Genomic DNA, 20,465 nt, shown 5'->3' with positions numbered 1-20,465 from the left:
GGAGCAGTCGATGAGTCGTCCACGCTACTCCCGCGGGCCGTCCACGGTGCCCAGCCGGCCGAAGGACCGCACGGTTGCGATCGCGATCGAGCCGCCGATCGCGATGGCCCCGAGCAGCGGCGCAGTCTCGGCGCTCGCGACCCGCGTGATGTCCGCGGCGGCACCCTCGACGGGCACCGGGGTCTCAATCGCGCTCCGCGTGGGGTCCCGATCACGCGCGCCCGCGGCGCTCGGCGTCGCGGCGCTTCTGCTCGTGCTCGAGGATGGCGCGGCGCTCGGGTCGGCGGGCGACGGCGCCGGGCCCACGGCGTGCTGGACCGTCGTCGACGGCGTCGGCGAGGGAGTCGGCGACGAGGTGGCGGGCGCTGGCCGAGCCTCCCCGAGCGGAGATGCGGAGCCCGCTTCCCTCTGCGCCTCGGAGGCGGGAGCCGATGCGTGGGACGCGGGAGGAACCACAGGCTGGGGAACGACAGGCTCAGAAGGCACGACCGGTGCCGAGGGACCGGCGGGCACTTCTCCGGGCGAGCTCGCGGGCGGGTCAACAGTGGGCGCGGCAGGGCTCGGATCGGGCGTGCCCGGGGCCTGCGTCGAAGCACCAGGCGACGCCCCGCCGTCGCCCGCGCCGACGGGACTCGAAGTCATTCCGCCGCTCTCGCACACCTGCGCGCCACTCGCGGCAAGGCTGCAGGCCGCCGCGACGGCGGGCGAGGCGAGGGCCGCAAAGGCGGCCCCCAACGCGAGAGCAAGGGACGCCGCTGCAATCCGCAAAATACTGAACTTCACTTCATTCCCCCAAATGATGTGGCCGCCTCCGCCGGGATCAAGCCCGAGCAATATGGGAGAAGCAGCCGGTGCGTGAAGTCAGTCTAGCGTTAATGGGAAGTGTGCCGCGTATAAATTGACGATCGGGGCGTCACGGATGGCACCATTGTCACCGTCCGGGTGGCCGCTACGTCGCCAGGAGCACGTCGCCGTCGGCCATGATGAACCTCAGCGAGCGACCGCCGGCGAGCACACCGATATCGGCGAGCGGATCGCCGTCCACCGCGATCACATCGGCCCGCGCCCCCTCGCGGACAACGCCCGCGCGCCCCTCCTCGCCCACGATCTCCGCACCGACGAGCGTCGCGGAACGGATCACGTCGAGCGGTTCCTGGACCCGCGCCCGCAGTGCGAACTCCTCGAGCTGGATCGCGAGGCCTTCGCCATGGAGATCGGTCCCGTAGCCGATCTTCACCTCGGCCGCGGTGGCCCGCGAAACAGACTCGAGCCCGCGTTCGAAGATGTCCTCGACCGCGGCCCGCTTGGATGCATCGAGCCCGTGGCCGGTCCGGCCGGACAGGATCGCCCAGTATGTCGCGAGCGTGGGCACGTAGTAGGCCCCCGTCTCGAGGAAGAGCTCGAGGCATTCGTCGTCGAGCAGGTTTCCATGCTCGATCGTCCGCACGCCGAGCCGGAGGGCCCGGGAAACAGCCTCGGCGGTGTAGACGTGGGCCGCGATGTAGCGGTGGGCGAGGTGCGCCTCGTCCACCGCCGCGAGCACTTCGGCGTCCGAGAACGCGAGGGCCTCGATGCGCATCTTCGAGACCACGCCGCCCGAGAGCGTGAGCTTCGCGTGGTCGGCGCCGTCGCGGAACTCGGCGCGGAGTGCTCGGCGGAGCTCGGTCTCCCCGTCGCAGACCTTCGTGAGCACGTGGCCGCCCGTGGGCGCGAAAATCGGCCCACCGGCCTTGAGACGCGGTCCCGTGACGAGCCGCTCCTCGACCGCCCGCGCGAGCCCAGCGTCCGCCCCGCCCATGTCCCGCACCATCGTGAAGCCGCGCAAGAGCATCTCGTGCATCACGAGACCCGTCCGGGCGGCGTGGTAGCTCGGCGTCCACGAGAGAATCTCCCCGAAGTCGCCCGAGGCCTGGGTGACGTGGACGTGGGCGTCGATGAGGCCGGGCAGGACGGTGAGCCCCGCGAGCGAGATCTCGACGGAATCGGGGACGGTTCGGGTCGAGGCCGAGATCTCGTCGACGAGCCCGCCGCGGGTGACAATCGTGCGCGGCGGCCCGACGTCGCCCGTCTCGGGGCCGAGGATCCGCGCGTCCCGGAGCACGACGGCGGCGGGGCGGGCCGGGGCGCCCGGCTCCCTACGGACGCCCACGGCGAGCGCTCGCTTCCGGCTCGGCGGTCCCCTCGCGGACGACGACGGCGACGACCGGCTCGGCGGCCGCGGCGCCCACCTCGATCTCCTCAAGCGAGCGCCCGCGCGTCGAGATCCCGAGGGCAAGGACGACGACGGCGGCCCCGCCGAGTACGACCATGATCATCGCGAACACGCCCGCGAAACCGAGGGACGAGAAGGCCGCGCCGATGAGGATCGGAGCAACGATCCCGCCGATCCGGCCCACCGCAGAGGCGGTGCCCATGCCGGTTGCGCGGAGCTCAGTTCCGTACACCTCCGGCGTGTACGCGTAGAGGCCCGCGTAGCAGCCGTTCATGAAGAAGGAGAGGCACGAGCCCCACACGAGCACCATCCCCTCCGACGGCGCCTGCGAGAGGAGGAGGGCCGAGACCGCGCCGCCCGCGAGGTAGGACGCGATCGTGATGCGGCGGCTGAAGCGCTCGTTGAGGTAGGACGCGCTGTAGTAGCCGGGAATCTGGGCGATCGTCATGATGAGCGAGAGGGTGAAGCTGCTCGCGATCGTCATGCCGCGGCCCACGAGGAGCGACGGGATCCACGTGAAGAATCCGAAGAAGGAGAACGTGACCGCCATCCAGAGGAGCCACAGGACCGCGGTCCGGCGAGCGTTGCCGTGCCTCCACAGGTCGGCGTGCCGGAAGAGCGCGAGGCGCTTGAGGGCGGACGACGGCGATGCGCCCGGGACCGCTTCCACCGGGCCGCGATCGACACGCACGAGCTTCCCGGCCTCGAGGCCGTCGACGATGAGGGATGCCTCGGCGACCCGGCCGCGCGTGAGGAGCCAGCGCGGCGACTCGGGGAGGGACCGCCGCCACCACAGAAGCATGAGGATCGGAGCGGCCGTGACGAGCTGGCTGATGCGCCAGCCGTCGTGGAGGCCCGCGACGAGGGTCGTTCCGATGAAGGCCGCGCAGATGTACCCGAAGGCGAAGAAGCCCGCGACGCCGCCGACGAAGAGTCCGCGGCGGCGCTTGGGGATGAATTCGGCGATGAACGTCGGGATGATCGCCGATTCCGCGCCGATCCCGATGCCCGCGATGACGCGCATCGTGAAGAAGAACTCCCAGCCCTGGGACGCAGCCGCGACGGCGGAGGCAATCGCGTACAGCGCGAGGGCGTACATCATGACGCGGCGGCGACCGATCCGGTCTCCGAGCACGCCCGCGGCAATCGAGCCGATGAAGATGCCGATGAGCAGCGAGCTGCCGATGAGCCCCGTCTGGGCGCCGTCGAGGTGCCACAGCGGCCTGATGATCGGCATGATGTAGGAGACGAGCGAGCCGTCCATGCCGTCGAACATGAGGCCGAGGCCGCCGATGAGGGCGAGCTTCAGGTGGGGCCGCCCGACCGGCAGGTCGTCCATGCGGGTCAGGAGGGATCGCGAGCGGTCCGGTGTCATGGTGGGTGCCTTCCTATCGTCGTTGATGCGGGGGCGCGGGGATGGTCTGGGGCGGCTGGGGTCAGCGGCCGAGGTCGAGGTTCAGGCCGACACCTCGTTGAAGGGCGGCGTCGTAGAGGATGCGGCCGATCGCGAGGTCCTGGAGGCCGATTCCGACCGAGTTGAAGAGCGTGATCTGGTCGTCGCTTTCGCGCCCGGCGACCGATCCGACGAGGACTTGGCCGAGTTCGCCGGCCACGTCGTCCGCCGCGATCGCCCCTTCCTCGACGGCGAGGAGCAGATCGCCGGATTTGGCGAGGGCGGTTTCGAGGCTGTCGACGACGACGCGCGATCGCCGCATGGCCTCGGCGTCGACTTCGCGGTGGGTCGGGCGAGGCCGGGCCCCGACCGCGTTGACGTGCAGGCCGGGGCCAAACCAGGTCCCGTGCACTATCGGGACCTCCGACGGCGTGAGGGTGCAGAGGATGTCGCTGGACTGCACGGCCTCCTGCGGGCTCGCGGCAGCAACGACGTCGACCTCGGCCCACTCGACCTGCCTGCGGAAGCCGTCGATGGTCGCCGCGCTCCTCGACCACACCACGACGGTCTCGATGGGCGCGACCTTGGCGATGGCCTCGAGGTGCGCGACGGCGAGCGCGCCCGCGCCGACGAGGCCGAGCACGGTGCTGCCCGACCGGGCGAGCCGGCGCGTGGCCACGGCGCTCGCGGCCGCCGTCCGGATCCGGGTCGGCACCCGCCCGTCGAGCAGCGCGAGGGTCTCCCCCGTCTCGGCGTCGGCCAGGACGATGGACGAACGCTGGGTCGGAAGGCCGCGGGTCCCGTTCGCAGGGATGTCGCTCAGGAGCTTCGAGGCGACGAGCCCCTGGGGGGCGGAGGCCCCGGCCATGACGAGATATCTCGCATCGGAAGACGGAAGGTGCATCGAGGTCGGACCCGGCTGGCAGGCCAGGCCGGAACCGAGGTCTGCGAAGCTCCGCTCCACGGCCTCGATCGTGGCCTCCATGTCCGCGAGTGCGGCGAGGTCCGAGGCCGTCAGGATGAGTGTCATACGTCTCCTTTGCTCGACGTTGTCTCCACGATAGGCCAATTTGGCATACCAAAGAAGAGGGATTTGAAGCTTTTTTGGGAAATTCCCGGCGTGTCAAGTGAGATTGGCATGCCAAATAGGAACTTTCCGGAGGGGCTGACAGCACGACGGGCGCCAGGACCGTAGGCCGTGGCGCCCGTCGTGTTCGCTTCGAACCTGCCCGTCAGACGACGTTGAGGCGGTTCGGGATGGTGTTGAGCTCTTCCGGCCCGTTGGGGCCGAGCAGGACGGTTCCGCCGATGCACACGCGCTGCCCGTCCCGCAGGGCGTTGGGCTCGAAGGCGAACGCGTGGCCCTCCTCGATGACGAAGTCGCCGTCGAGGGCCACGCCGGAGGGCAGGCGCTCGAGGTGCGCGAGAGCCGGGTCAACTTCGGGATGCAGCCGGGTGGCACTGTTGTAGATGGGCGAGACCGTCTGCACCATGGGCCCGGTGTTCCACGTGCGGGAGCGGTGCAGTGGCTCCTCCATGATGCTCGCAAGCTCCGAGAAGCGCATGCCCGGCTTGAGCGCGGCGAGCCCGGCCTGGTACGAGTCCACGCACACGGCCTCGAGCTCTCGGAGCAGGGCGCTCGGCTCGCCGACGCAGACGTCGATCTGCTGCTGGGATTCCATGCCCCCGTAGAACGCGAAGATCTCGGCCGCGATCGTGTCGCCCGGCCGCAGGATCCGGGGCGCTCCCCCGCTCTCGAACCACTCGGGCACGGACCACGCGAACATGCTCTCGCCCGCGCGTTCGAGCATGAACGGCCACCGGACCCACCCGCCGCCGGAGATGATCGCGTGGAACGAGGCTGCGGCGATCTGGTGCTCGTTGCCGCCGGCCCTCGCCGTTTCCACGAACGCGCGGCAGGCCTCCTCGCCAAGCGCCGCCGCTTTTCGCAGCAACACCTGCTCTTCGGGGCTCTTGATGATCGCGATCGACTCGTACGCGTCGGCGATGTCGACCCATTCGACGTCGGGCAGCTCGGCGAGGACGCGGGTCCACGTCGTGTGCGAGATGGTCCCGGCCCACTCGCCCACCATGCGGCTCGTGAGTCCGACGACGCCGAGGCGCGCCTTTCCGAGGTCGCGTTCCCTGAGGCGGGTGGCGAGCGCCCCGATCGGCTCGCCGTGGACCCATTCGTCGATCCAGCGTTCCCACCGCGACGCCTGCGCGTCGAAGCGGTTGAGGGGGACATCCCCCAGAAAGAGGACGGGATCCTCTTCGGGGGTGAGGAGCGCGATCGCGCCCTTGGCCTCGTTGCTCAGGTAGGCATCGGCGTTGTCCCGCCCGTTCCCGAACACGACGACGCCGTCGAGCCCTTCGCGGGCGAGCAGCCCCCTGATCGCGGCCCAGCGGCGATCGCGCTCCTTGAGGCTGAGCGTCGGGTAGTCGCGCAGGATGTCAGGCTGAGTGTCGGTCATAGTCGAGTTCCCTTTCCGTGTTCGTTAGATGACGCCGTCGGCGCTGTTCCGCAACGACGCCGTTGGCACTTGAGTCAGGCGCGCGATGATCTCGCGGAGGCTTCGGGCGCTCCGCTCGATGAATTCCAGTGATTCGTCCTCGCCGAGAGGTTCGTGGAGCTGGTCCCACCCCAGGACCTCGCCCGAGGCGGCGCGGGCTTCGTAGTCGGACGTGAGGCGGACGACCTCGAGGGCCTCCGAAAGGCTCAGGTCGGGATGCGCCGCCTGCCAGCGTTCGTCGAAGAGCTGAAGGGACATCTCGCCCCGCGTGCTCTCGACGATCCCCTCGATGGAGAGCATGAGGTCGTGCTCAAGGAGGGGCTCGAGAAAGAGCTCCCAGTCGATGACGCCTTCCCCGACGGGCCTCAGGAGGCGCGCGATCCCCTCGGGCCTCAAGAAGAGCGCGGCATCCCGGATATGGCTCGATCGGATGTAGGGGGCCGCCCTGCGGACCGCCGCGACCGGGTCTTCGCAGCGCACGAGGACGTTGGCCGAATCGAACGTGATGCCGAGGACGTCGGGGCCCACCTCCTCGACGAGGCGGACGACCTCGAACGTCGTGATCTCCTCGTGGGTCTCGAGATTGAGGTGGGCCCCGGCGTCCCGAAGGATCGGGGCGAGCTTGCGGAGGAACTTCTCCGTGGCCGCGAGCTGCTCGTCCCATGCGACGTCGGTGCGGAATCGGTCGCACGCATACAGTCCGGACAGCCGGAACTGGTAATTCGCGGTCGCGGTCCACAGTTCATGGATGCCCTCCGACGCCGCGGCCTCGATCATCCTCCGCATCGCGAGGAGGTAGTCGCCGTCGCCCAATGCGCGGACGGCGGGCGCCTCGGGGGTGGCGAAGGGATTCACCTTCCCCACCCCCGCCTCGATTCGCTGGCCGAGGTCGCGCGCCGCCTGCATCGCATCGCGGATCTCGCCTCGGTCCAGCGTCGGACTGAGCTCGAGGATGGAGCGGAAGAACACCCCGTCGAGGCCAAGCTGAGCGGAGCGTTCGACGAACCTCCGCGCGGGCTCTCCCTGCCCGTCTGCACTCTTCGCATCGGCGAGTTTGGTGCTGTCCACTCCCACTCGGAGCATGCGCGGCTACTCCCCGGCCCAATCGCCGCCGGCGGCCGCGAGCTGCAGGTCGACGAGTCCGTGGTCGAAGACGTTGTTCGGATCGTAGGCGGCCTTGATCCCCGCGAGGCGCTCATACTTCGCCCCGTAGATCTCTTGCGCGCTCTGGGCGTCGCCGTGCTCCGACGTGAAGTTGATGTACGTTCCGTGCTCCCACTCGCGGACGGCGCCGCTGAACCGCTTGACCCACGCGACGAGCTCTTCGCGTTCGTCGGCGTACTCCCAATCGGCGCCGATGTTCCCGGCCCACCGCGAGTGGATGTCCGTCGTCGAGTCGTTGCTGTGGTCCCGCGGAACGAGCTTTCCCGCGATGAGTTCGAAGGGGCACATCACCTGGTGGCTGATGAAGGAACTCGAGTTGAGCGATCGGCCAGGATAGGCGTCGACGTGCTCGATCGCGATGTCCAAGAGCTCGTCGGGCAGCTCCCGGAAGGCCACATGCCGCCAATAGTGCGAGATGCCGTAACGGAATTCGTCGTCCGTCGCGTGCTGGAGCGTGACATGGGGAATGGTGCGCACGCTCTCGTAGATGGGGGTGCCCCGCTCGAACATGGGCGCGCTCAGCTCGGGCTCGAGCGCGGGGTCTCCGTACGTGACCGTGGCCACCGAGATGAGGGGCTTGCCGCGATGCTCCCGCGGCACCTGCGACCAATACGCCGGGCAGCGGTAGAGGCGCACGTAGCTGCCGACGTTGTCCGGCATCGCGGGGCCGAGATCGCGGAACAGCTGGAGGATCTCCTTGCGGTTCTCCGCCGGATAGAGGGCGAGACGGACTGTGGCGAGGCCGGGGAGATCCACGTAGTCGAACACGAACTCCGTCGCGATGCCGAAATTGTGGCCCGCGCCCTTGAGTGCCCAGAACAGCTCGGGTGCTGTCTCCGCGTTGACGCGACGGATGGCGCCATCGGCCGTGACGATCTCGACCTCGCGGAGGAAGTCCACGGTCGAGCCGAACATGCGCGAGAGGTACCCCATCCCGCCGCCGAGCGTCAGTCCGGCCACACCCGTGTGGGAGACGACCCCTGCGGGAAGGGCGATGTCGTATGGCTCGGCCGCGCGGTCCACATCGCCCCACCGGCATCCGGCGCCGACCGTGAGGGTGCGGGCCTCGGTATCGATCTCGACCTTCCGCATGAGGCCCGTGTCGATCATGACGCTCCCGTCGGAAACACTTGTCCCGGCCAGATTGTGGCCGCCGCCACGTACCGTGAGCGGGAACCCCGCGTCGACGCACCACTTGAGCGCATTCGCCGCGTCCTCCACGGTCGTGCACCGCACGATCGCCGCGGGACGCTGGTCGATGTCGGCATTCCAGACGTGCCGCAGCGACTCGTACGAGGGGGCCCCGGGGAAGACGACGTCGCAGTCGACCGCAGCGGCGAGTCCCGCGAGTTCGGGTTGCTGATGCATCAGTTTCTTTCTCCTTGTCTCAGGGATCGTGTCCAGGAAGGCCTGGCGGTCAGGAAAGAGACCGGCGCTCGAGGGACGCGCGAAGCGCCTTGAGCGACCGGGTGAGGAAGTCTCGGTAGTCGGCGAGAACCGGCGGAGACGCGCGAAGGTCGTCGATGCCGGACGCGAGGCCCCTCCCCGCGCGCACAGCGAAGGCGGACCCCAAGCGCATGAGCCGCTCGCCGTCGTCGTCCGTCATGTCGGGATGCGCCGCGCGCCACTGTGCGTCGTCCGGGCGGAGCTCCATCTCCGCCCTCGAACCGCCGATGCCCTCGATGACGAGGTCGAGGCCAGGGTGGGCGCCCAGGACCGCGTCAAGCAGGCCGTCCCAGTCGATGATCCCTTCGCCGATCGGCATGAGGAACCGCGAAAGTCCGCCCCCGGTGGGCACGAGAATCGCGTCCCGCAGATGCGTGAGGCGCACGTGGGGCGCGGTGCGCCGCACGGCGTCGTCGACCGCTTCGCCGCGGACCATGACGTTCGCCGGATCGAGGCAGACGCCCAGCACGTCATCGCCGACGTCCTCGATGAGCCGGAGGACCTCGAACGTCGTGATCTCCTCGTGGGTCTCGAGATTGAGGCGCACGCCGTGTTCCCTCAACGTCGGGGCGAGCTTGTGCAGGAACCTCGCGATCGCGGCCACTTGATCCGGCCAGTCCACATCCGTGCGGAACCGGTCGAAGCAGAACGGGGACGGAAGATCGTGGTGGTACGCGCCCGCGGCCGTCCACGCCTCGGTCCACCCGTATTCCGCGCAGAGGGCGATCATGCGCTCCATTCCCGCGAGATAGCTCCCGTCGCCGAGATCGCGGACGCGCGGGAGTTCCGCCGTCATATACGGATTGACCTTGCCCAGCCCCAGGTGGACGAACATCTCCCGCGACCTCGCCTCGGCGGCGAATTCGCGAATGGCAGCGGAATCGAGGGTGGGAAATGCCTCGTCGACCGTGCGGACCAGGATTCCCTCGAATCCGAGGTCATATGCGACCGAAAGCGTCTCGACCGGGTCATCCCCGAGCAGCGATCCGCCGTCCTCGAATTTGACGTCAAGGCCAATGCGGGTCATGGCGCCACCGCCAGGGCCAGCCGGCGCGCGCGGCGTTCGCGTTCCGCGGCAGGATCCGGAACGGGAACCGCCTCGAGCAGCGCCTTTGTGTAGGAATCCCGCGGATTCTCGTAGATCTCGGGCACGTCCCCCTTTTCGACCAGGCGCCCGCGGTTGAGCACGACGAGCCGCGTGCAGAGGTATTTCACGACCGCCAGATCGTGGGAGACAAAAAGCACCGTGAGGTCGAGCTGGCGCTGCATGTCCTTGAGAAGGTTGAGCACCTGTGCCTGGACTGAGACATCGAGCGCGGAAACAGGCTCGTCGCACAGGAGCACCTTGGGCCCGACGACGAGCGCGCGGACGATCGCTATCCGCTGGCGCTGGCCGCCCGAGAAGTCCCTCGGGTAGCGGTCGAGATGCTCGCGCCGGAGGCCCACGAGCTGGATGAGCTCGTGAATGCGGTCGCGCCGCTCCCGCTCGGAGTAGCCGCCCATGACGAGCATCGGCTCTTCGATGATCCGCCGCACGGTCATGCGGGGATCGAGGCTCGAATACGGATCCTGGAAGACCATCTGCAGATCGCGGCGATAGCGATGCAGCTCGCCCTTCGAAGCCGTCGCGGGGTTGATGCCCTGATACAGGATGCTCCCGGACGATTCCTTCTCGAGGCCCACGAGGCAGCGGATGATCGTCGACTTCCCCGACCCCGATTCGCCGACGAGGCCGAGGATCTCGCCCTGCCGCAGGTCGAACGAGACGTCATCGAGCGCCTGGTGCGCGCGCCGGCCCGAGCCGAAGCGCTTCGACAGTCCCTCCACACGGAGCAGGACGTCACGCATGCTGTGCACCTCCTTCGAGGACGAGGTAGTCCTCCACGGTCGTGAGTCGGGTGTCGGGGTCGAGGTCGAGGCGGGGTATCGAGCCGATGAGCCCGCGGGTGTAGGGGTGCTCGGGACGCTCGAACAAGTCGTCGACGAGCTTCTCCTCGACAAGCCGGCCTCGGAACATGACCGCCACGCGATGGGCGAGGCCCGCGACGATCGCGAGGTCGTGGGTGATGAACAGCACCGCGAGGTTGAGTTCCCTCGACTGCTCCTCGAGCAGGTCGAGGACCTGCTCCTGGACCCGGACGTCAAGCGCCGTCGTCGGCTCGTCTGCGATGAGCAGCTGAGGCTGGGCGACGAGGGCCGCGGCCATGACGACGCGCTGCCGCATGCCGCCCGAGAATTGGCCTGGATACGCCCGCATGCGTTCCCGTGCCTTGGGCACGCCGAGGCGGTCGAGCATCTCGACGGCGCGCGCGTACGCCTTGCGCCGCGGCACACCGCGCACGAGCAGGGGCTCGGCGACCTGCTCGCCGATCGTCAGCACGGGGTTGAGGGCCGTCATGGGGTCCTGGAAGATCATCGAGATCTCGCCGCCGCGCACCCTCTGCAGGACGCGTCGCGGAGCCCCGAGGAGCTCGGATCCCTTCCACGTGATCGATCCCTCGAGCCTCAGCCCGGGGTCGAGCTGCAGGATCGAGCGGGCCGTGAGCGACTTGCCGGAGCCCGACTCGCCCACGAGCGCGAGGCGTTCCCCGGGGCGGATCGCCAGGGATAGGGAGTCGACGAGTGTCAGATCGCCGCCCCGGCCCGCGATCCGCTCCCGTTCGGGAAGCGACACGGTGAGGTTCTCGATGCTCAGGAGGGCACCGGCGTCGTTCATGAGGACCTCCTTGCGGTCGGATCGACGAAGCTCCGCACGGCGTCCCCGACGAGGCCGAAGGCGATCGCGCCGACGCTGATCGCGAGGCCCGGGAAGAGCGAGATCCACCATGCGGTCGTGATGTACTGCTGGCCCTCGGCGATCATCGAACCCCAGTCGGGGCTCGGCGGCGGCGCGCCGACCCCGAGGAACGCGAGCCCTGAGATCATGACGATCGTCCCGGAGATCTCCATGCTCGCCTGGACGTAGATGGCGTCGAGCGAGTTCGGGAGCACGTGGCGGAGCATGAGCCGCACCCGGGACATGCCCAGGATCCCGGCGGACTCGACGTACGACGACGACATCGTCTCGCGGAGGATCCCCCGGGTGAGCCGCGCCGTGCTTGGCCACGATGCCGCGACCATCGCCACGATGATCGAAAGCATCGAGGGGCCGAGCGCGGCGGCCAGGCCGAGCGCGAGGACGAGCGAGGGGATCGACATGAAGATGTCGCAGGCCCTCATGATGATCTCGTCGACGCGGCGGGGCAGGAGGGCTGCGACGCTCGCGACGACGATTCCGACGGCGGCGGCGAGCACGACGATCGCCGCCGCCGAGAGCAGGGTGAGCCCGGCACCGGCCAGGAGCCTCGAGAGCACGTCTCGCCCGACGTCGTCCGTGCCCAGGAGATGCGCCGAGCTCGGCGGGAGCAGGGCCGACGACGTCTGGACGGCGAACGGATCGTACGGCCTCGCGAAAGAGCCGACGACGGCGACCACGACGAGAAGGAGGACGAGCCCGAACGCGATCCGGTCCACGACCGCCGTCCGCCGGCCGAACAGCCGACGGCCGAGCCGACCCGCCGCTCCGCCGATTGCTCCGGCTGACAGGGCCGCGGCTATCTCTGACGGGGCATCGGCCAACCGCAGCGGATCATCGACGGCCGGAACGTCTGCGAGCGGAGCGGCGTGGGCGTCCGCTGTTTCGGATTTCATGCTGCTCCTAGCTGGGCGCGCCGCACCCGCGGATCGATCGCCATCTGGAGAAGGTCCACGATGAAAGACGTCGCGATGAAGACGAAGCCGATCACCAGAACCGATGCGAGGACGGAGAACGTGTCCTGGTTGATGATGGCCCGGTACAGATAGCTGCCGATCCCCGGGAGGCCGAATACGGCCTCGACGAGGACCGCGGCGCTGATCATCCAGCCGAATTGCATGCCGAATACCGTGAGCACCGAACCGAGCGCCGACCGGAATGCGTGCCTCAAGATCACGCGCCGCCGCGGAACGCCCTTGGAGATTGCGAACGTGATGTAGTCCGCCTTGAGAGCGGTCATCATGTTCGATCGGATGAGCCGTGCGAGCGTGGATACGAACGGTGCGCTCAGCGCGAGGGCCGGCAGAATCAGGTGGAACACCGAATCTGCCAAATTCCCGACTGTGCCGAAAAGCAGCGAATCCAGCACCGTGAAGCCCGTGACCGTGGGCGGGCCGCCGTCGACGCTGTTCGTTCCCGAAATGGGAAACCACCCGAGAATCGAGCCGAGAACCCAGCGCATCATGATGGCGAGCCAGAACACCGGGACGCCGCCGCTCGTGACCAGGAAGATCCGCGCCACGATATCGGCCGCCTTTCCCTCGCTCACGGCCGCCGCAATGCCGACGGGGGCCGCGATGAGCACCGTGATGAGCATTCCGAGAAGCACGAGCTGAATGGTCGTCGGCAGCACTGCGGCGAGGTCGCCCACGACGCTCTGCCGGGTGATCGTCGACGTGCCGAGATTTCCCTGGACGAGCCGGGAAATGTAGCCCGCATACTGCACGTAGAGCGGATCGTTCAAGCCGAGCAATTCGCGCATATGCGCAACCTGATCGGCCGTCGCGAGGCGCCCCGCCGCGACGCGCGCGACGTCGCCCGGAATGAGCTTCGAAATGACGAATACGATCGTCGCGACGCCCCAGAGCGAAAGTGCGGCGAGGCCGACGCGGCGAAGTACGAATTTGTACAAGGCCGTCATCACCTCCTATTTGGCCATGCGGAGCGTGCCGACGTTGAAGTCCTGCTGCGTGGGAGAGAAGGGAATGGGACCGACCTTCTTGTCGGAGACCATCGTCACCGCCGGGTAGGCGATGTACAGGAGCGCATGATCCGCGAGCACCTGCTTCTGGACCTCCTGGAAGTCGGTGCACGCCTGCTTCTGGTCGGCCGCGGTGAGGCCGTCCTTGAGCAGTGCATCCACCTTGGGATTCGTGTAGCGCGTGAAGTTGGTCTGGCCGACGAACGCGGAATTCCATTCGCGATTGAGCATCGGTCCCGCGGCGGGGAAGGCTGCGAAGTCCCACGCGAGCGCGACGTCCGGCATCGTCTCGGGCTTGGAGACGAGCGCCGAGTACTGCGGGAAGGTGACCGCCTTGAGCTGGGCGTTGAGGCCGATCTTCTTGAGCGAGTCCTGCAGGATGGTCCCGGAGGCGTTGAACTCGCGCACCGTGGGCTGGTAGGCGACCGTGACCGTCGCCCCCTCGACCCCCGCGTCCTTGATGAGCTGCTTGGCCTTCTCGAGGTTCTGCTGGGGCTTGCCGGCATCCACGCGGCAGGCGATGCCCTCGGGCAGGATCGAGTTGGCGATGGTGCCCTGGTTTCCGAGCGCGCTCGTGAGGTGGCCGTTGTAGTCGTAGGCGAGCTGGATCGCCTCCCGGACTCGGGCATCCCCCGTGATCTTGCCCTGCATGTTGAGCCACGCGTACGTCTGGCGAGGAGCCGGGATGTTGACGACCTCGTATTTGCTGTCCTTCGAGATGTTCTCGACGTCCACCGCGGCAAGGCCCATCGTGATGTCCACGTTGCCCGCGAGGAATTCGTCGCGATTCGCGCTCGAGTCATTGATCATGCGCAGGACGATCGAGGTGGGGCGCTTGTCGTCGAAATCCCAATAGTCCTTGTACCGCGAGAGATCGAGCTCCTGATTCGGCTTGTAGCTTCCCATCGTGAACGGTCCCGATCCGGCCTCGTGCGTGCCAAGCCAGCCCTGGGCATTGTCGGAGCCCTCATTCGGCTTCACGAGCTTCGAGTCGAGGATGTAGATCTGGCTCAGGGCACCAATGAAGTCGAGGTCGGTCTTCGACAGGGTGATCACCACGTGAAGGTCGTCCGCGGCTTTCGAGGACGCGTAATCCGAGAGGAAAGACGCGGCGCCCGAACCGATCTTCTTCGCGCGGTCGAGGCTGTAGACGACGTCCGCGGCCGTGAAGTCGTTGCCGGAATGGAACTTCACGCCCTTCCGCAGCGTGATCGTGAGCTGGGTGGCGTCGCCGTTGAAGGTCCATTCCTGTGCGAGCTTCGCGATCTTCTCGCCCTTGGCGTCGAAATCCACGAGGCGGTCGTACATCGGCGCGAGGTTGAAGTCGTTGTGCGCGTCGGATGACTGAAGCGGGTCAAGCGTCTCTGCGGTATTGGAGCTTCCGATGACGATCGTGCTCTGTTTGGCAGCACCGCCGCCAGAAACCGTGCCCGTGGGCAGCTGGCAGGACGACAGCGCCATTGCCGTCGCGGCTGCAAACGTGCTCAGTACCAACCGCCGCTTGTGGAGATCCATTTGACGTTCCTCTCAGGAGCTGAATCGTTCCGATGACGTACTTGGGGGAAAGCTGCTCGGTGCGTCGCGTCCTTCACGGACTCGGTGTCCGTGGACTCGAAAAATCACCGTTGGCATGCAGAATCACACATCAACTGGCAAAAGTCACCCCCTCAGGGCTAAATTTTGGCAATGTGGCATGCCAAACTGCTCTTTGGGCCCTCGAGAGGCTCGCGACGGTACGATTTCCCCAAGTCCACAGAGGGAGGACGCCATGACCGCGGAAGCCCCGGCGGAAGAAGGACCGGCAACCGGTTCGCGCGCCAACAATGTCTACGAGTGGCTCCGAGAGCGCATCATCGACGGGAGCCTGCCTCCCGGTGCCCGCATCCGCGAGCGCGAGATCGCCGAGGAGCTCCAGGTGTCCCGGGTCCCCGTGCGCGAGGCGCTCCCCCAGCTCGAGAGCGAAGGCTACATCGAGACGCTCCCACGCCGGGGCGCCGTCGTCGTGCCCCTGACCGTGAACGCGGCTGTCGAGCTGTTCGACGTCCGCGCGAGCCTCGAAGTCCTCGCTGCGCGTCTCGCCGCGCAGGCATGCGCCGCGGGCGCCTCGCCGGCCGGGCTCGAGGCGCTGCTCGAGCGGGCGCACGAGGCGACTGAGGCGGCCGACGAGGATCAGATCGCCGACCTCAACTCGCGCCTGCACGAGGAGATCCTCGTGCTGAGCGGCAACCGCCTCCTCCAGAAGCTCATGACCCCCGTGAACGGCCACGTCCGCCGGCTGTTCCACGTCGCGAAGGACCGCGACCAGGAAGAGCTCTACCGCGAGCACGTCGCGATCGTCCAGGCGATCAGCCGCGGCCACGCGGAGCTGGCCGCCGCCCTCTCCTTCGCCCACGTCGAGGAGAGCCGGAACGAATCGCTCCCGATCGTCGAGCGCCAGCTCGAGGATCGCCCCCATCGCACGTAGCCCGGGGGATTTACAGCAGGAGCATCGTGGCCTAGGCTCGTTGGTATACCATTCTGACTCCAAGCCGCGGTGACCCCTTGAGAATCCGGGGATTCTCCTCGCCCGCGTGGTGGCGTCCCCTGATTTGGCATGCAATTTCGAAGGACTGAGACGAGTGACTGAGCCGAGCGCCTCCAAGACCCTGATCCGCAACGTCCGCCCGTGGGGCAGAGAGGCGAGCGACGTCGTCGTCGACCGCGCCGGAACGCCCGACGCCGTGATCGCCTCGATCGCGCCCCACAACCCTGCGGCAGCCCCGGGAGAGACGACCGTCGTCGAGGGACGCGGGCGGCTCCTGTTCCCGGCCTTCTCAGACGTGCACGTCCACCTCGACTCGACCCGCATCGGCCTCCCGTTCCGGCCCCACTCGGGCGCCCCAGGGGTATGGGCGATGATGCTCAATGACCGGGCGAACTGGCGCAGCGCCGAGGCCCCGATCGGCGAGCGGGCCGCCATGACGCTCGAACGGATGATCGCGCGCGGCACCACCCGCGTGCGCTCCTACGCACAGGTCGACGTCGACTGCCGGCTCGAGCGCTTCGAGGCGGTCCTCGCGGCGAAGGAGCGCTACGCCCACGCGGCCGACGTCGAGATCATCGCATTCCCCCAGGCCGGGATCCTGCTCGAGGACGGGACCGAGAAGCTGCTCGAGGCCGCGATGCAGGCCGGCGCGAACGTCGTGGGCGGGCTCGACCCGTCCGCGCTCGACCGCGACCCGGCACGCCACCTCGACATCGTGTTCGGGCTCGCCGAGAAGTACTCGGCCCCCATCGACATCCACCTCCACGAGACGGGAACGCTCGGGGCCTTCACGACCGAGCTCATCCTCGAACGGACCCGCGCCCTCGGGATGCAGGGCAAGGTCACGATCAGCCACGCGTTCCAGCTCTCCTCGATCGACGACGACTCGCTCGGCCGCCTCCTCGACGAGATGGCCGAACTCGACGTCTCGGTCGCGACCGTCGCGCCGCCTCCCCCGCGGCACCTCCCGCTCGCCCGCCTCGCGGAGGCCGGCATTCGCGTGGGGCTCGGCGAGGACGGCCAGCGCGACTACTGGAGCCCCTACGGCAACGCCGACATGCTCGACCGGACGTGGCAGCTCTCGTTCACCCAGGGCTTCCGTCGGGACGAGCTCGTCGAGCACTGCCTCGCCGTGGCCACGATGGGCGGCGCGAGCATCCTCGACCCGGCCGCGCGACGCGTCCAGGGCATCGGCGATCGCCCGGGAGCCGACGTCGGCGACCCGGCCGACGTCGTCCTCGTCGACGGCGAGACGCCCGCCTCCGCCGTCATGGACCGCGGCAAGGACCGCACCGTGCTCCACCGGGGGCTCGTCGTCGCTGACGGCCTCGCGGTCATCGGCGCGTAGTCCAGCTGGCCCACCCAAACCGCCGCCCACGCCCACACCCCCCGCAATCACCCATCACGGAAGACAGCTATGCCCCTCTCGAAGAAGCTCGCTCTCCAGGGCACCGTCGCCCTCGCGCTGAGCGCACTCGCCCTCACCGGCTGCACGAACGCGTCCGAAACCGGCGCCGCCCAGCCCGCCAGCTCAGGCACCGTCACAACCTTCGACCCGAGCACCGTCAAGAAGGACGATTCGCTTGCGTCACAGGTGCCGGCCGCGATCAAGTCGCGCGGAACGCTCATGGTCGGTTCTGACACGACGTACGCCCCCGCCGAATTCCTCGGTGGGCCGGACAACCACACCCCGATGGGCTACGACGTCGACCTCGCGAAGGCGATCGGCGCGAAGCTCGGCCTCAAGGTGGACGTGCAGACGGCGGAGTTCGCCGGAATCCTGCCCGCCCTCGGCCCGAAGTACGATCTCGGCGTCAGCTCGTTCCTCATCACGAAGAAGCGCCTGGCTGCCGTCAACTTCGTGGGCTACTTCGACTCGGGCACTCTCTGGGCCGTCCAGAAGGGCAACCCGAAGAAGTTCTCGCTCGACGACGTGTGCGGCAAGACGATCGGCGTCGAGACGGGGACCGTCCAGGAGGAGCCCGACCTCAAGGACCGCAACGACAAGTGCGTCAAGGCCGGCAAGAGCCCCATCAACGTCGTCTCGCTCAAGAGCCAGACGGACATCACCACGCGCCTCGTCAACGGCACGCTCGACGCCATGGTCTCCGACTCCCCCACGATCGGCTATGCCGCCCAGCAGACGAACGGCGCCGTTGAAAAGCTCGGCGACACCTACAACAGTGGGCCCGGCGGCATCGCGATCGCGAAGGATGACCCGGCCCTCGCGAACCTCGTCGCCCAGGCTCTGAACAAGCTCATCGACGACGGGACGTACAAGAAGATCCTCAGCACATGGAACGTCGCCGACGGCGCCGTCCCGAAGGCCGAGGTCAACCCGTCCCTGCCGTCCTGACTGGCTCGACCATCCTAGGAGGACCCGTGAAGAGCTCTGTTTCGGCCCGCTATCTCCTCGCCCATCGCGATGGCCGCCACATCGTCGTGGACCACGGAACTGTGGTCCACGAGGACGGCGTGGTGGTCTACGCGGGCCCCACCGCGGGCGCCCCAGCGGCGGAGAGCCACCGCGATCTCGGCGACGCGCTGATCATGCCCGGCCTGATCGACCTCGATGCCCTCTCGGACATCGACCACCTCATCCTCGACAGCTGGGCGGGCGGCGAGCTGTCCCGCGGGCATCTCTGGTCCGAGGACTACTTCCGCACGCGACGCGCGGACGTCTTCACGCCCGAGGAGCGCCAGGACATCCGGCACTACGCCCTCATCCAGCTCGCGCTCCACGGCGTCACGAGCTTCATGCCGATCGCCTCGGAGATCCATTCGTCGTGGGCGGAGAGCTTCGACGAGCTCACGGGCATGGCGGAGACGTCCCGACAGATTGGCCTGCGGGCCTTCCTCGGTCCGGCGTACCGCTCGGGCGTCAACGTCGCGCTCGACGACGGCACCGTGGGCGTCCTGTTCGACGAGGACCTCGGCCGCGAGGGCCTCAAGGACGCAGTCCGCTTCCTTGACTTCGCCGAGCAGCTCGGCGACCCCCTCGTCTCGGGCGTCCTGCTGCCGTGCCGGATCGAGACGCTCACGCGCGAGCTCCTCGACGAGACGGCTCGAATCTCGAGGGAACGGGACGTGCTCGTCCGCCTCCACAGCCTTCAGGGCCTGAGCGAACGGGCGCTCGTCATCGAGCGGCACGGCATGACCCCGCTTGAGCTGCTTGACGACGCGGGCCTCCTCGGCGAGCGCCTCCTCATCCCCCATGCCCTGTTCCTCGACCGGAACTCGCGGGTCCACGGGGAGGACCGGGGCGACCTCGCGCGCCTCGCCGCGTCGGGCGCGAGCATGGTCCATTGCCCACTCACGTCGATGCGGTACGGCGAGGCGCTCGAATCGTTTCCCGCCTACGTCGAGGCGGGCGTGTCCATCGCGCTCGGCACGGATTCGTTCCCGCCGGACCTCATCCGCGGCATCGACGTCGGCTGGCACCTCGCCAAGATCGTCGAGCGGCAGCGGGACGCCGTGCGCCTGTCCGACTATGTCGACGCCGCGACGCTCGGCGGGGCGCGGGCGCTCCGGCGGCCCGATCTGGGGCGCCTGAGCCCCGGCGCGCAGGCCGATTTCGTCGCCTTCGGCCTGGGGGACCTCCGGGACGGCGTGCACGAGGATCCCGTGCGGACCCTCGTCCTGAACGGCACAGCGCGGCAGTGCGTGCTGAGCGTCGTGGCGGGCAGGACGGTCGTCGAGGACGGCGGGCTTCCCGGCGAGGACCTTTCGTGGTGGCGCCGCCGCGGCCAAGAGCTGTTCGACAAGATGCGCTCGGCCTACTCCGAGCGCGACGAGCGACGGCGGGGCGTCGACGAGCTCTTCCCGCCCGTCTACGGGCGGGACGCCTAAGGGGCGCTCAGGGGAGGCGGCTCGCCCGCAGGACGGTCGCCTCCCCCGCGCGCGCGGGCTCGAGCGGCACGGGGCTCGTGAGAACGGCGCGGCCGCGGTGCAGGATCCCGTCCGAGAGCGGCCGGCAGCGGATGCCCCCGCGTCCTCGCATCGCGGCGTGGGCGCCGGGGGCGAGCATCTGGTCCATCCACGCGCACGGGTGGGCGGGCCTGCCGCCCCACAGACGGACGACGGCGCCGCGAGACTCGAGCGTGAACTCCACGCCGAGCAGCGGCGTGAGCTGGGCGCCTCGGACGACGACGTTGCGCCGGGTCAGGAGCGGATCGAACGGATCGACGCCGAGCTCGGCGGCGATCGCCTCGAGGGCTTCGACGGCGATGAGCGTGATCGCGGCATCCATGTGAGCCGCCTTGCCGAAGAATCGGTCGCCCACGATTCCCTTGCCGCCGACGATCTCGACGCGCTCGGCATCCGTCGTCGGGACGTCCGCCGCGCCGTCGCGCGCCCTCCCGAAGTAGGCATGCTCAGGGGAGACGAGGAGGTGCAGGACTTCCACGTCGTAGCGATACGCCGTCGGCATGCCCCCATC

18 protein-coding genes are annotated in these 20,465 nt (G+C 68.6%); 5 read left to right on the top strand and 13 right to left on the bottom strand.

Annotation, left to right across the window (positions count from 1 at the left end; translation table 11 throughout):
- Positions 1-10 precede the first annotated feature (10 nt).
- Positions 11-859 carry a hypothetical protein gene (locus RBS12_RS17035; protein WP_307967332.1) on the top strand — a complete coding sequence of 283 codons (849 nt, stop codon included), beginning with the start codon at positions 11-13 and terminating at the stop codon, positions 857-859.
- Positions 860-949: 90 nt separating this feature from the next.
- On the opposite strand, the gene RBS12_RS17030 is transcribed toward RBS12_RS17035, so the two are convergent.
- The 12 genes from RBS12_RS17030 to RBS12_RS16975 form a co-directional block, all read right to left on the bottom strand.
- Positions 950-2,149: an amidohydrolase family protein gene (locus RBS12_RS17030; RefSeq protein ID WP_307967331.1), complete on the bottom strand. Its 1,200-nt coding sequence runs from the start codon at positions 2,147-2,149 to the stop codon at positions 950-952.
- Entirely contained in the window at positions 2,136-3,587 is a 1,452-nt protein-coding gene (locus tag RBS12_RS17025; RefSeq protein WP_307967330.1) for an MFS transporter, read from the bottom strand. Before RBS12_RS17025 ends, RBS12_RS17030 begins: the two co-directional genes overlap by 14 nt.
- A 61-nt stretch (positions 3,588-3,648) precedes the next feature.
- A complete protein-coding gene (locus tag RBS12_RS17020; protein WP_307967329.1) occupies positions 3,649-4,635 on the bottom strand; it encodes an ornithine cyclodeaminase family protein in 987 nt (328 codons plus the stop codon).
- Positions 4,636-4,837: 202 nt separating this feature from the next.
- Positions 4,838-6,079: a M24 family metallopeptidase gene (locus RBS12_RS17015; RefSeq protein ID WP_307967327.1), complete on the bottom strand. Its 1,242-nt coding sequence runs from the start codon at positions 6,077-6,079 to the stop codon at positions 4,838-4,840.
- A gap of 24 nt (positions 6,080-6,103) precedes the next feature.
- Positions 6,104-7,201 carry a TIM barrel protein gene (locus RBS12_RS17010; RefSeq protein WP_307967326.1) on the bottom strand — a complete coding sequence of 366 codons (1,098 nt, stop codon included), beginning with the start codon at positions 7,199-7,201 and terminating at the stop codon, positions 6,104-6,106.
- 6 nt (positions 7,202-7,207) lie between these two features.
- Positions 7,208-8,650 (bottom strand): FAD-binding oxidoreductase, encoded by a 1,443-nt coding sequence (locus RBS12_RS17005; RefSeq protein ID WP_307967325.1) that lies wholly within the window; start codon positions 8,648-8,650, stop codon positions 7,208-7,210.
- Positions 8,651-8,699: 49 nt separating this feature from the next.
- Positions 8,700-9,755 (bottom strand): sugar phosphate isomerase/epimerase family protein, encoded by a 1,056-nt coding sequence (locus RBS12_RS17000; RefSeq protein ID WP_307967324.1) that lies wholly within the window; start codon positions 9,753-9,755, stop codon positions 8,700-8,702.
- Complete coding sequence (locus RBS12_RS16995) at positions 9,752-10,576, bottom strand: ATP-binding cassette domain-containing protein (RefSeq protein ID WP_307967323.1); 825 nt, start codon at positions 10,574-10,576, stop codon at positions 9,752-9,754. Before RBS12_RS16995 ends, RBS12_RS17000 begins: the two co-directional genes overlap by 4 nt.
- Positions 10,569-11,444, bottom strand: coding sequence for an ABC transporter ATP-binding protein (locus RBS12_RS16990; protein WP_307967322.1), 876 nt, complete (start codon positions 11,442-11,444; stop codon positions 10,569-10,571). Before RBS12_RS16990 ends, RBS12_RS16995 begins: the two co-directional genes overlap by 8 nt.
- A complete protein-coding gene (locus RBS12_RS16985; RefSeq protein ID WP_307967321.1) occupies positions 11,441-12,418 on the bottom strand; it encodes an ABC transporter permease in 978 nt (325 codons plus the stop codon). The genes RBS12_RS16990 and RBS12_RS16985 overlap by 4 nt, the downstream gene beginning before the upstream one ends.
- Complete coding sequence (locus tag RBS12_RS16980; RefSeq protein ID WP_307967320.1) at positions 12,415-13,443, bottom strand: ABC transporter permease; 1,029 nt, start codon at positions 13,441-13,443, stop codon at positions 12,415-12,417. The genes RBS12_RS16985 and RBS12_RS16980 overlap by 4 nt, the downstream gene beginning before the upstream one ends.
- 6 nt (positions 13,444-13,449) lie before the next feature.
- Entirely contained in the window at positions 13,450-15,018 is a 1,569-nt protein-coding gene (locus RBS12_RS16975; protein ID WP_307967319.1) for an ABC transporter substrate-binding protein, read from the bottom strand.
- Positions 15,019-15,271: 253 nt separating this feature from the next.
- On the opposite strand from RBS12_RS16975, the gene RBS12_RS16970 reads away from it, so the two are divergent.
- The 4 genes from RBS12_RS16970 to RBS12_RS16955 all read left to right on the top strand — a co-directional run bounded on the left by RBS12_RS16970 (position 15,272) and on the right by RBS12_RS16955 (position 19,876).
- Positions 15,272-15,967 carry a GntR family transcriptional regulator gene (locus RBS12_RS16970; protein WP_307967318.1) on the top strand — a complete coding sequence of 232 codons (696 nt, stop codon included), beginning with the start codon at positions 15,272-15,274 and terminating at the stop codon, positions 15,965-15,967.
- A 154-nt stretch (positions 15,968-16,121) separates the two neighbouring features.
- The gene (locus RBS12_RS16965) at positions 16,122-17,375 is read left to right on the top strand and encodes an amidohydrolase family protein (protein WP_307967317.1); all 1,254 of its coding nucleotides are present in this window, start codon (positions 16,122-16,124) and stop codon (positions 17,373-17,375) included.
- A 69-nt stretch (positions 17,376-17,444) separates the two neighbouring features.
- A complete protein-coding gene (locus RBS12_RS16960; protein WP_307967316.1) occupies positions 17,445-18,383 on the top strand; it encodes an ABC transporter substrate-binding protein in 939 nt (312 codons plus the stop codon).
- 26 nt (positions 18,384-18,409) lie between these two features.
- Positions 18,410-19,876, top strand: a complete 1,467-nt coding sequence (locus tag RBS12_RS16955; protein ID WP_307967314.1) for a chlorohydrolase family protein — start codon at positions 18,410-18,412, stop codon at positions 19,874-19,876.
- A 7-nt stretch (positions 19,877-19,883) separates the two neighbouring features.
- Here RBS12_RS16955 and RBS12_RS16950 read toward each other — a convergent pair whose 3' ends face one another.
- Positions 19,884-20,456, bottom strand: a complete 573-nt coding sequence (locus RBS12_RS16950; RefSeq protein ID WP_307967313.1) for an MOSC domain-containing protein — start codon at positions 20,454-20,456, stop codon at positions 19,884-19,886.
- Positions 20,457-20,465 lie beyond the last annotated feature (9 nt).

The sequence above is a fragment of the Sinomonas sp. ASV322 genome, assembly GCF_030908245.1.
Taxonomy (GTDB): domain Bacteria; phylum Actinomycetota; class Actinomycetes; order Actinomycetales; family Micrococcaceae; genus Sinomonas.
The sequence above is the reverse complement of the archived record's forward strand: the minus strand, read 5'-3'. Positions and strand labels throughout refer to the sequence as shown.

Bases quoted from the DNA above. Each gene is read 5' to 3' on its own strand.
- RBS12_RS16950 (WP_307967313.1), bottom strand. From the start codon at position 20,456: ATGCCGACGGCGTATCGCTACGACGTGGAAGTCCTGCACCTCCTCGTC.
- RBS12_RS17010 (WP_307967326.1), bottom strand. From the start codon at position 7,201: ATGCTCCGAGTGGGAGTGGACAGCACCAAACTCGCCGATGCGAAGAGT.
- RBS12_RS17025 (WP_307967330.1), bottom strand. From the start codon at position 3,587: ATGACACCGGACCGCTCGCGATCCCTCCTGACCCGCATGGACGACCTG.
- RBS12_RS17005 (WP_307967325.1), bottom strand. From the start codon at position 8,650: ATGCATCAGCAACCCGAACTCGCGGGACTCGCCGCTGCGGTCGACTGC.
- RBS12_RS16995 (WP_307967323.1), bottom strand. From the start codon at position 10,576: ATGCGTGACGTCCTGCTCCGTGTGGAGGGACTGTCGAAGCGCTTCGGC.
- RBS12_RS17035 (WP_307967332.1), top strand. From the start codon at position 11: ATGAGTCGTCCACGCTACTCCCGCGGGCCGTCCACGGTGCCCAGCCGG.
- RBS12_RS16975 (WP_307967319.1), bottom strand. From the start codon at position 15,018: ATGGATCTCCACAAGCGGCGGTTGGTACTGAGCACGTTTGCAGCCGCG.
- RBS12_RS17015 (WP_307967327.1), bottom strand. From the start codon at position 6,079: ATGACCGACACTCAGCCTGACATCCTGCGCGACTACCCGACGCTCAGC.
- RBS12_RS16980 (WP_307967320.1), bottom strand. From the start codon at position 13,443: ATGACGGCCTTGTACAAATTCGTACTTCGCCGCGTCGGCCTCGCCGCA.
- RBS12_RS17020 (WP_307967329.1), bottom strand. From the start codon at position 4,635: ATGACACTCATCCTGACGGCCTCGGACCTCGCCGCACTCGCGGACATG.
- RBS12_RS16985 (WP_307967321.1), bottom strand. From the start codon at position 12,418: ATGAAATCCGAAACAGCGGACGCCCACGCCGCTCCGCTCGCAGACGTT.
- RBS12_RS17000 (WP_307967324.1), bottom strand. From the start codon at position 9,755: ATGACCCGCATTGGCCTTGACGTCAAATTCGAGGACGGCGGATCGCTG.
- RBS12_RS16970 (WP_307967318.1), top strand. From the start codon at position 15,272: ATGACCGCGGAAGCCCCGGCGGAAGAAGGACCGGCAACCGGTTCGCGC.
- RBS12_RS16990 (WP_307967322.1), bottom strand. From the start codon at position 11,444: ATGAACGACGCCGGTGCCCTCCTGAGCATCGAGAACCTCACCGTGTCG.
- RBS12_RS16960 (WP_307967316.1), top strand. From the start codon at position 17,445: ATGCCCCTCTCGAAGAAGCTCGCTCTCCAGGGCACCGTCGCCCTCGCG.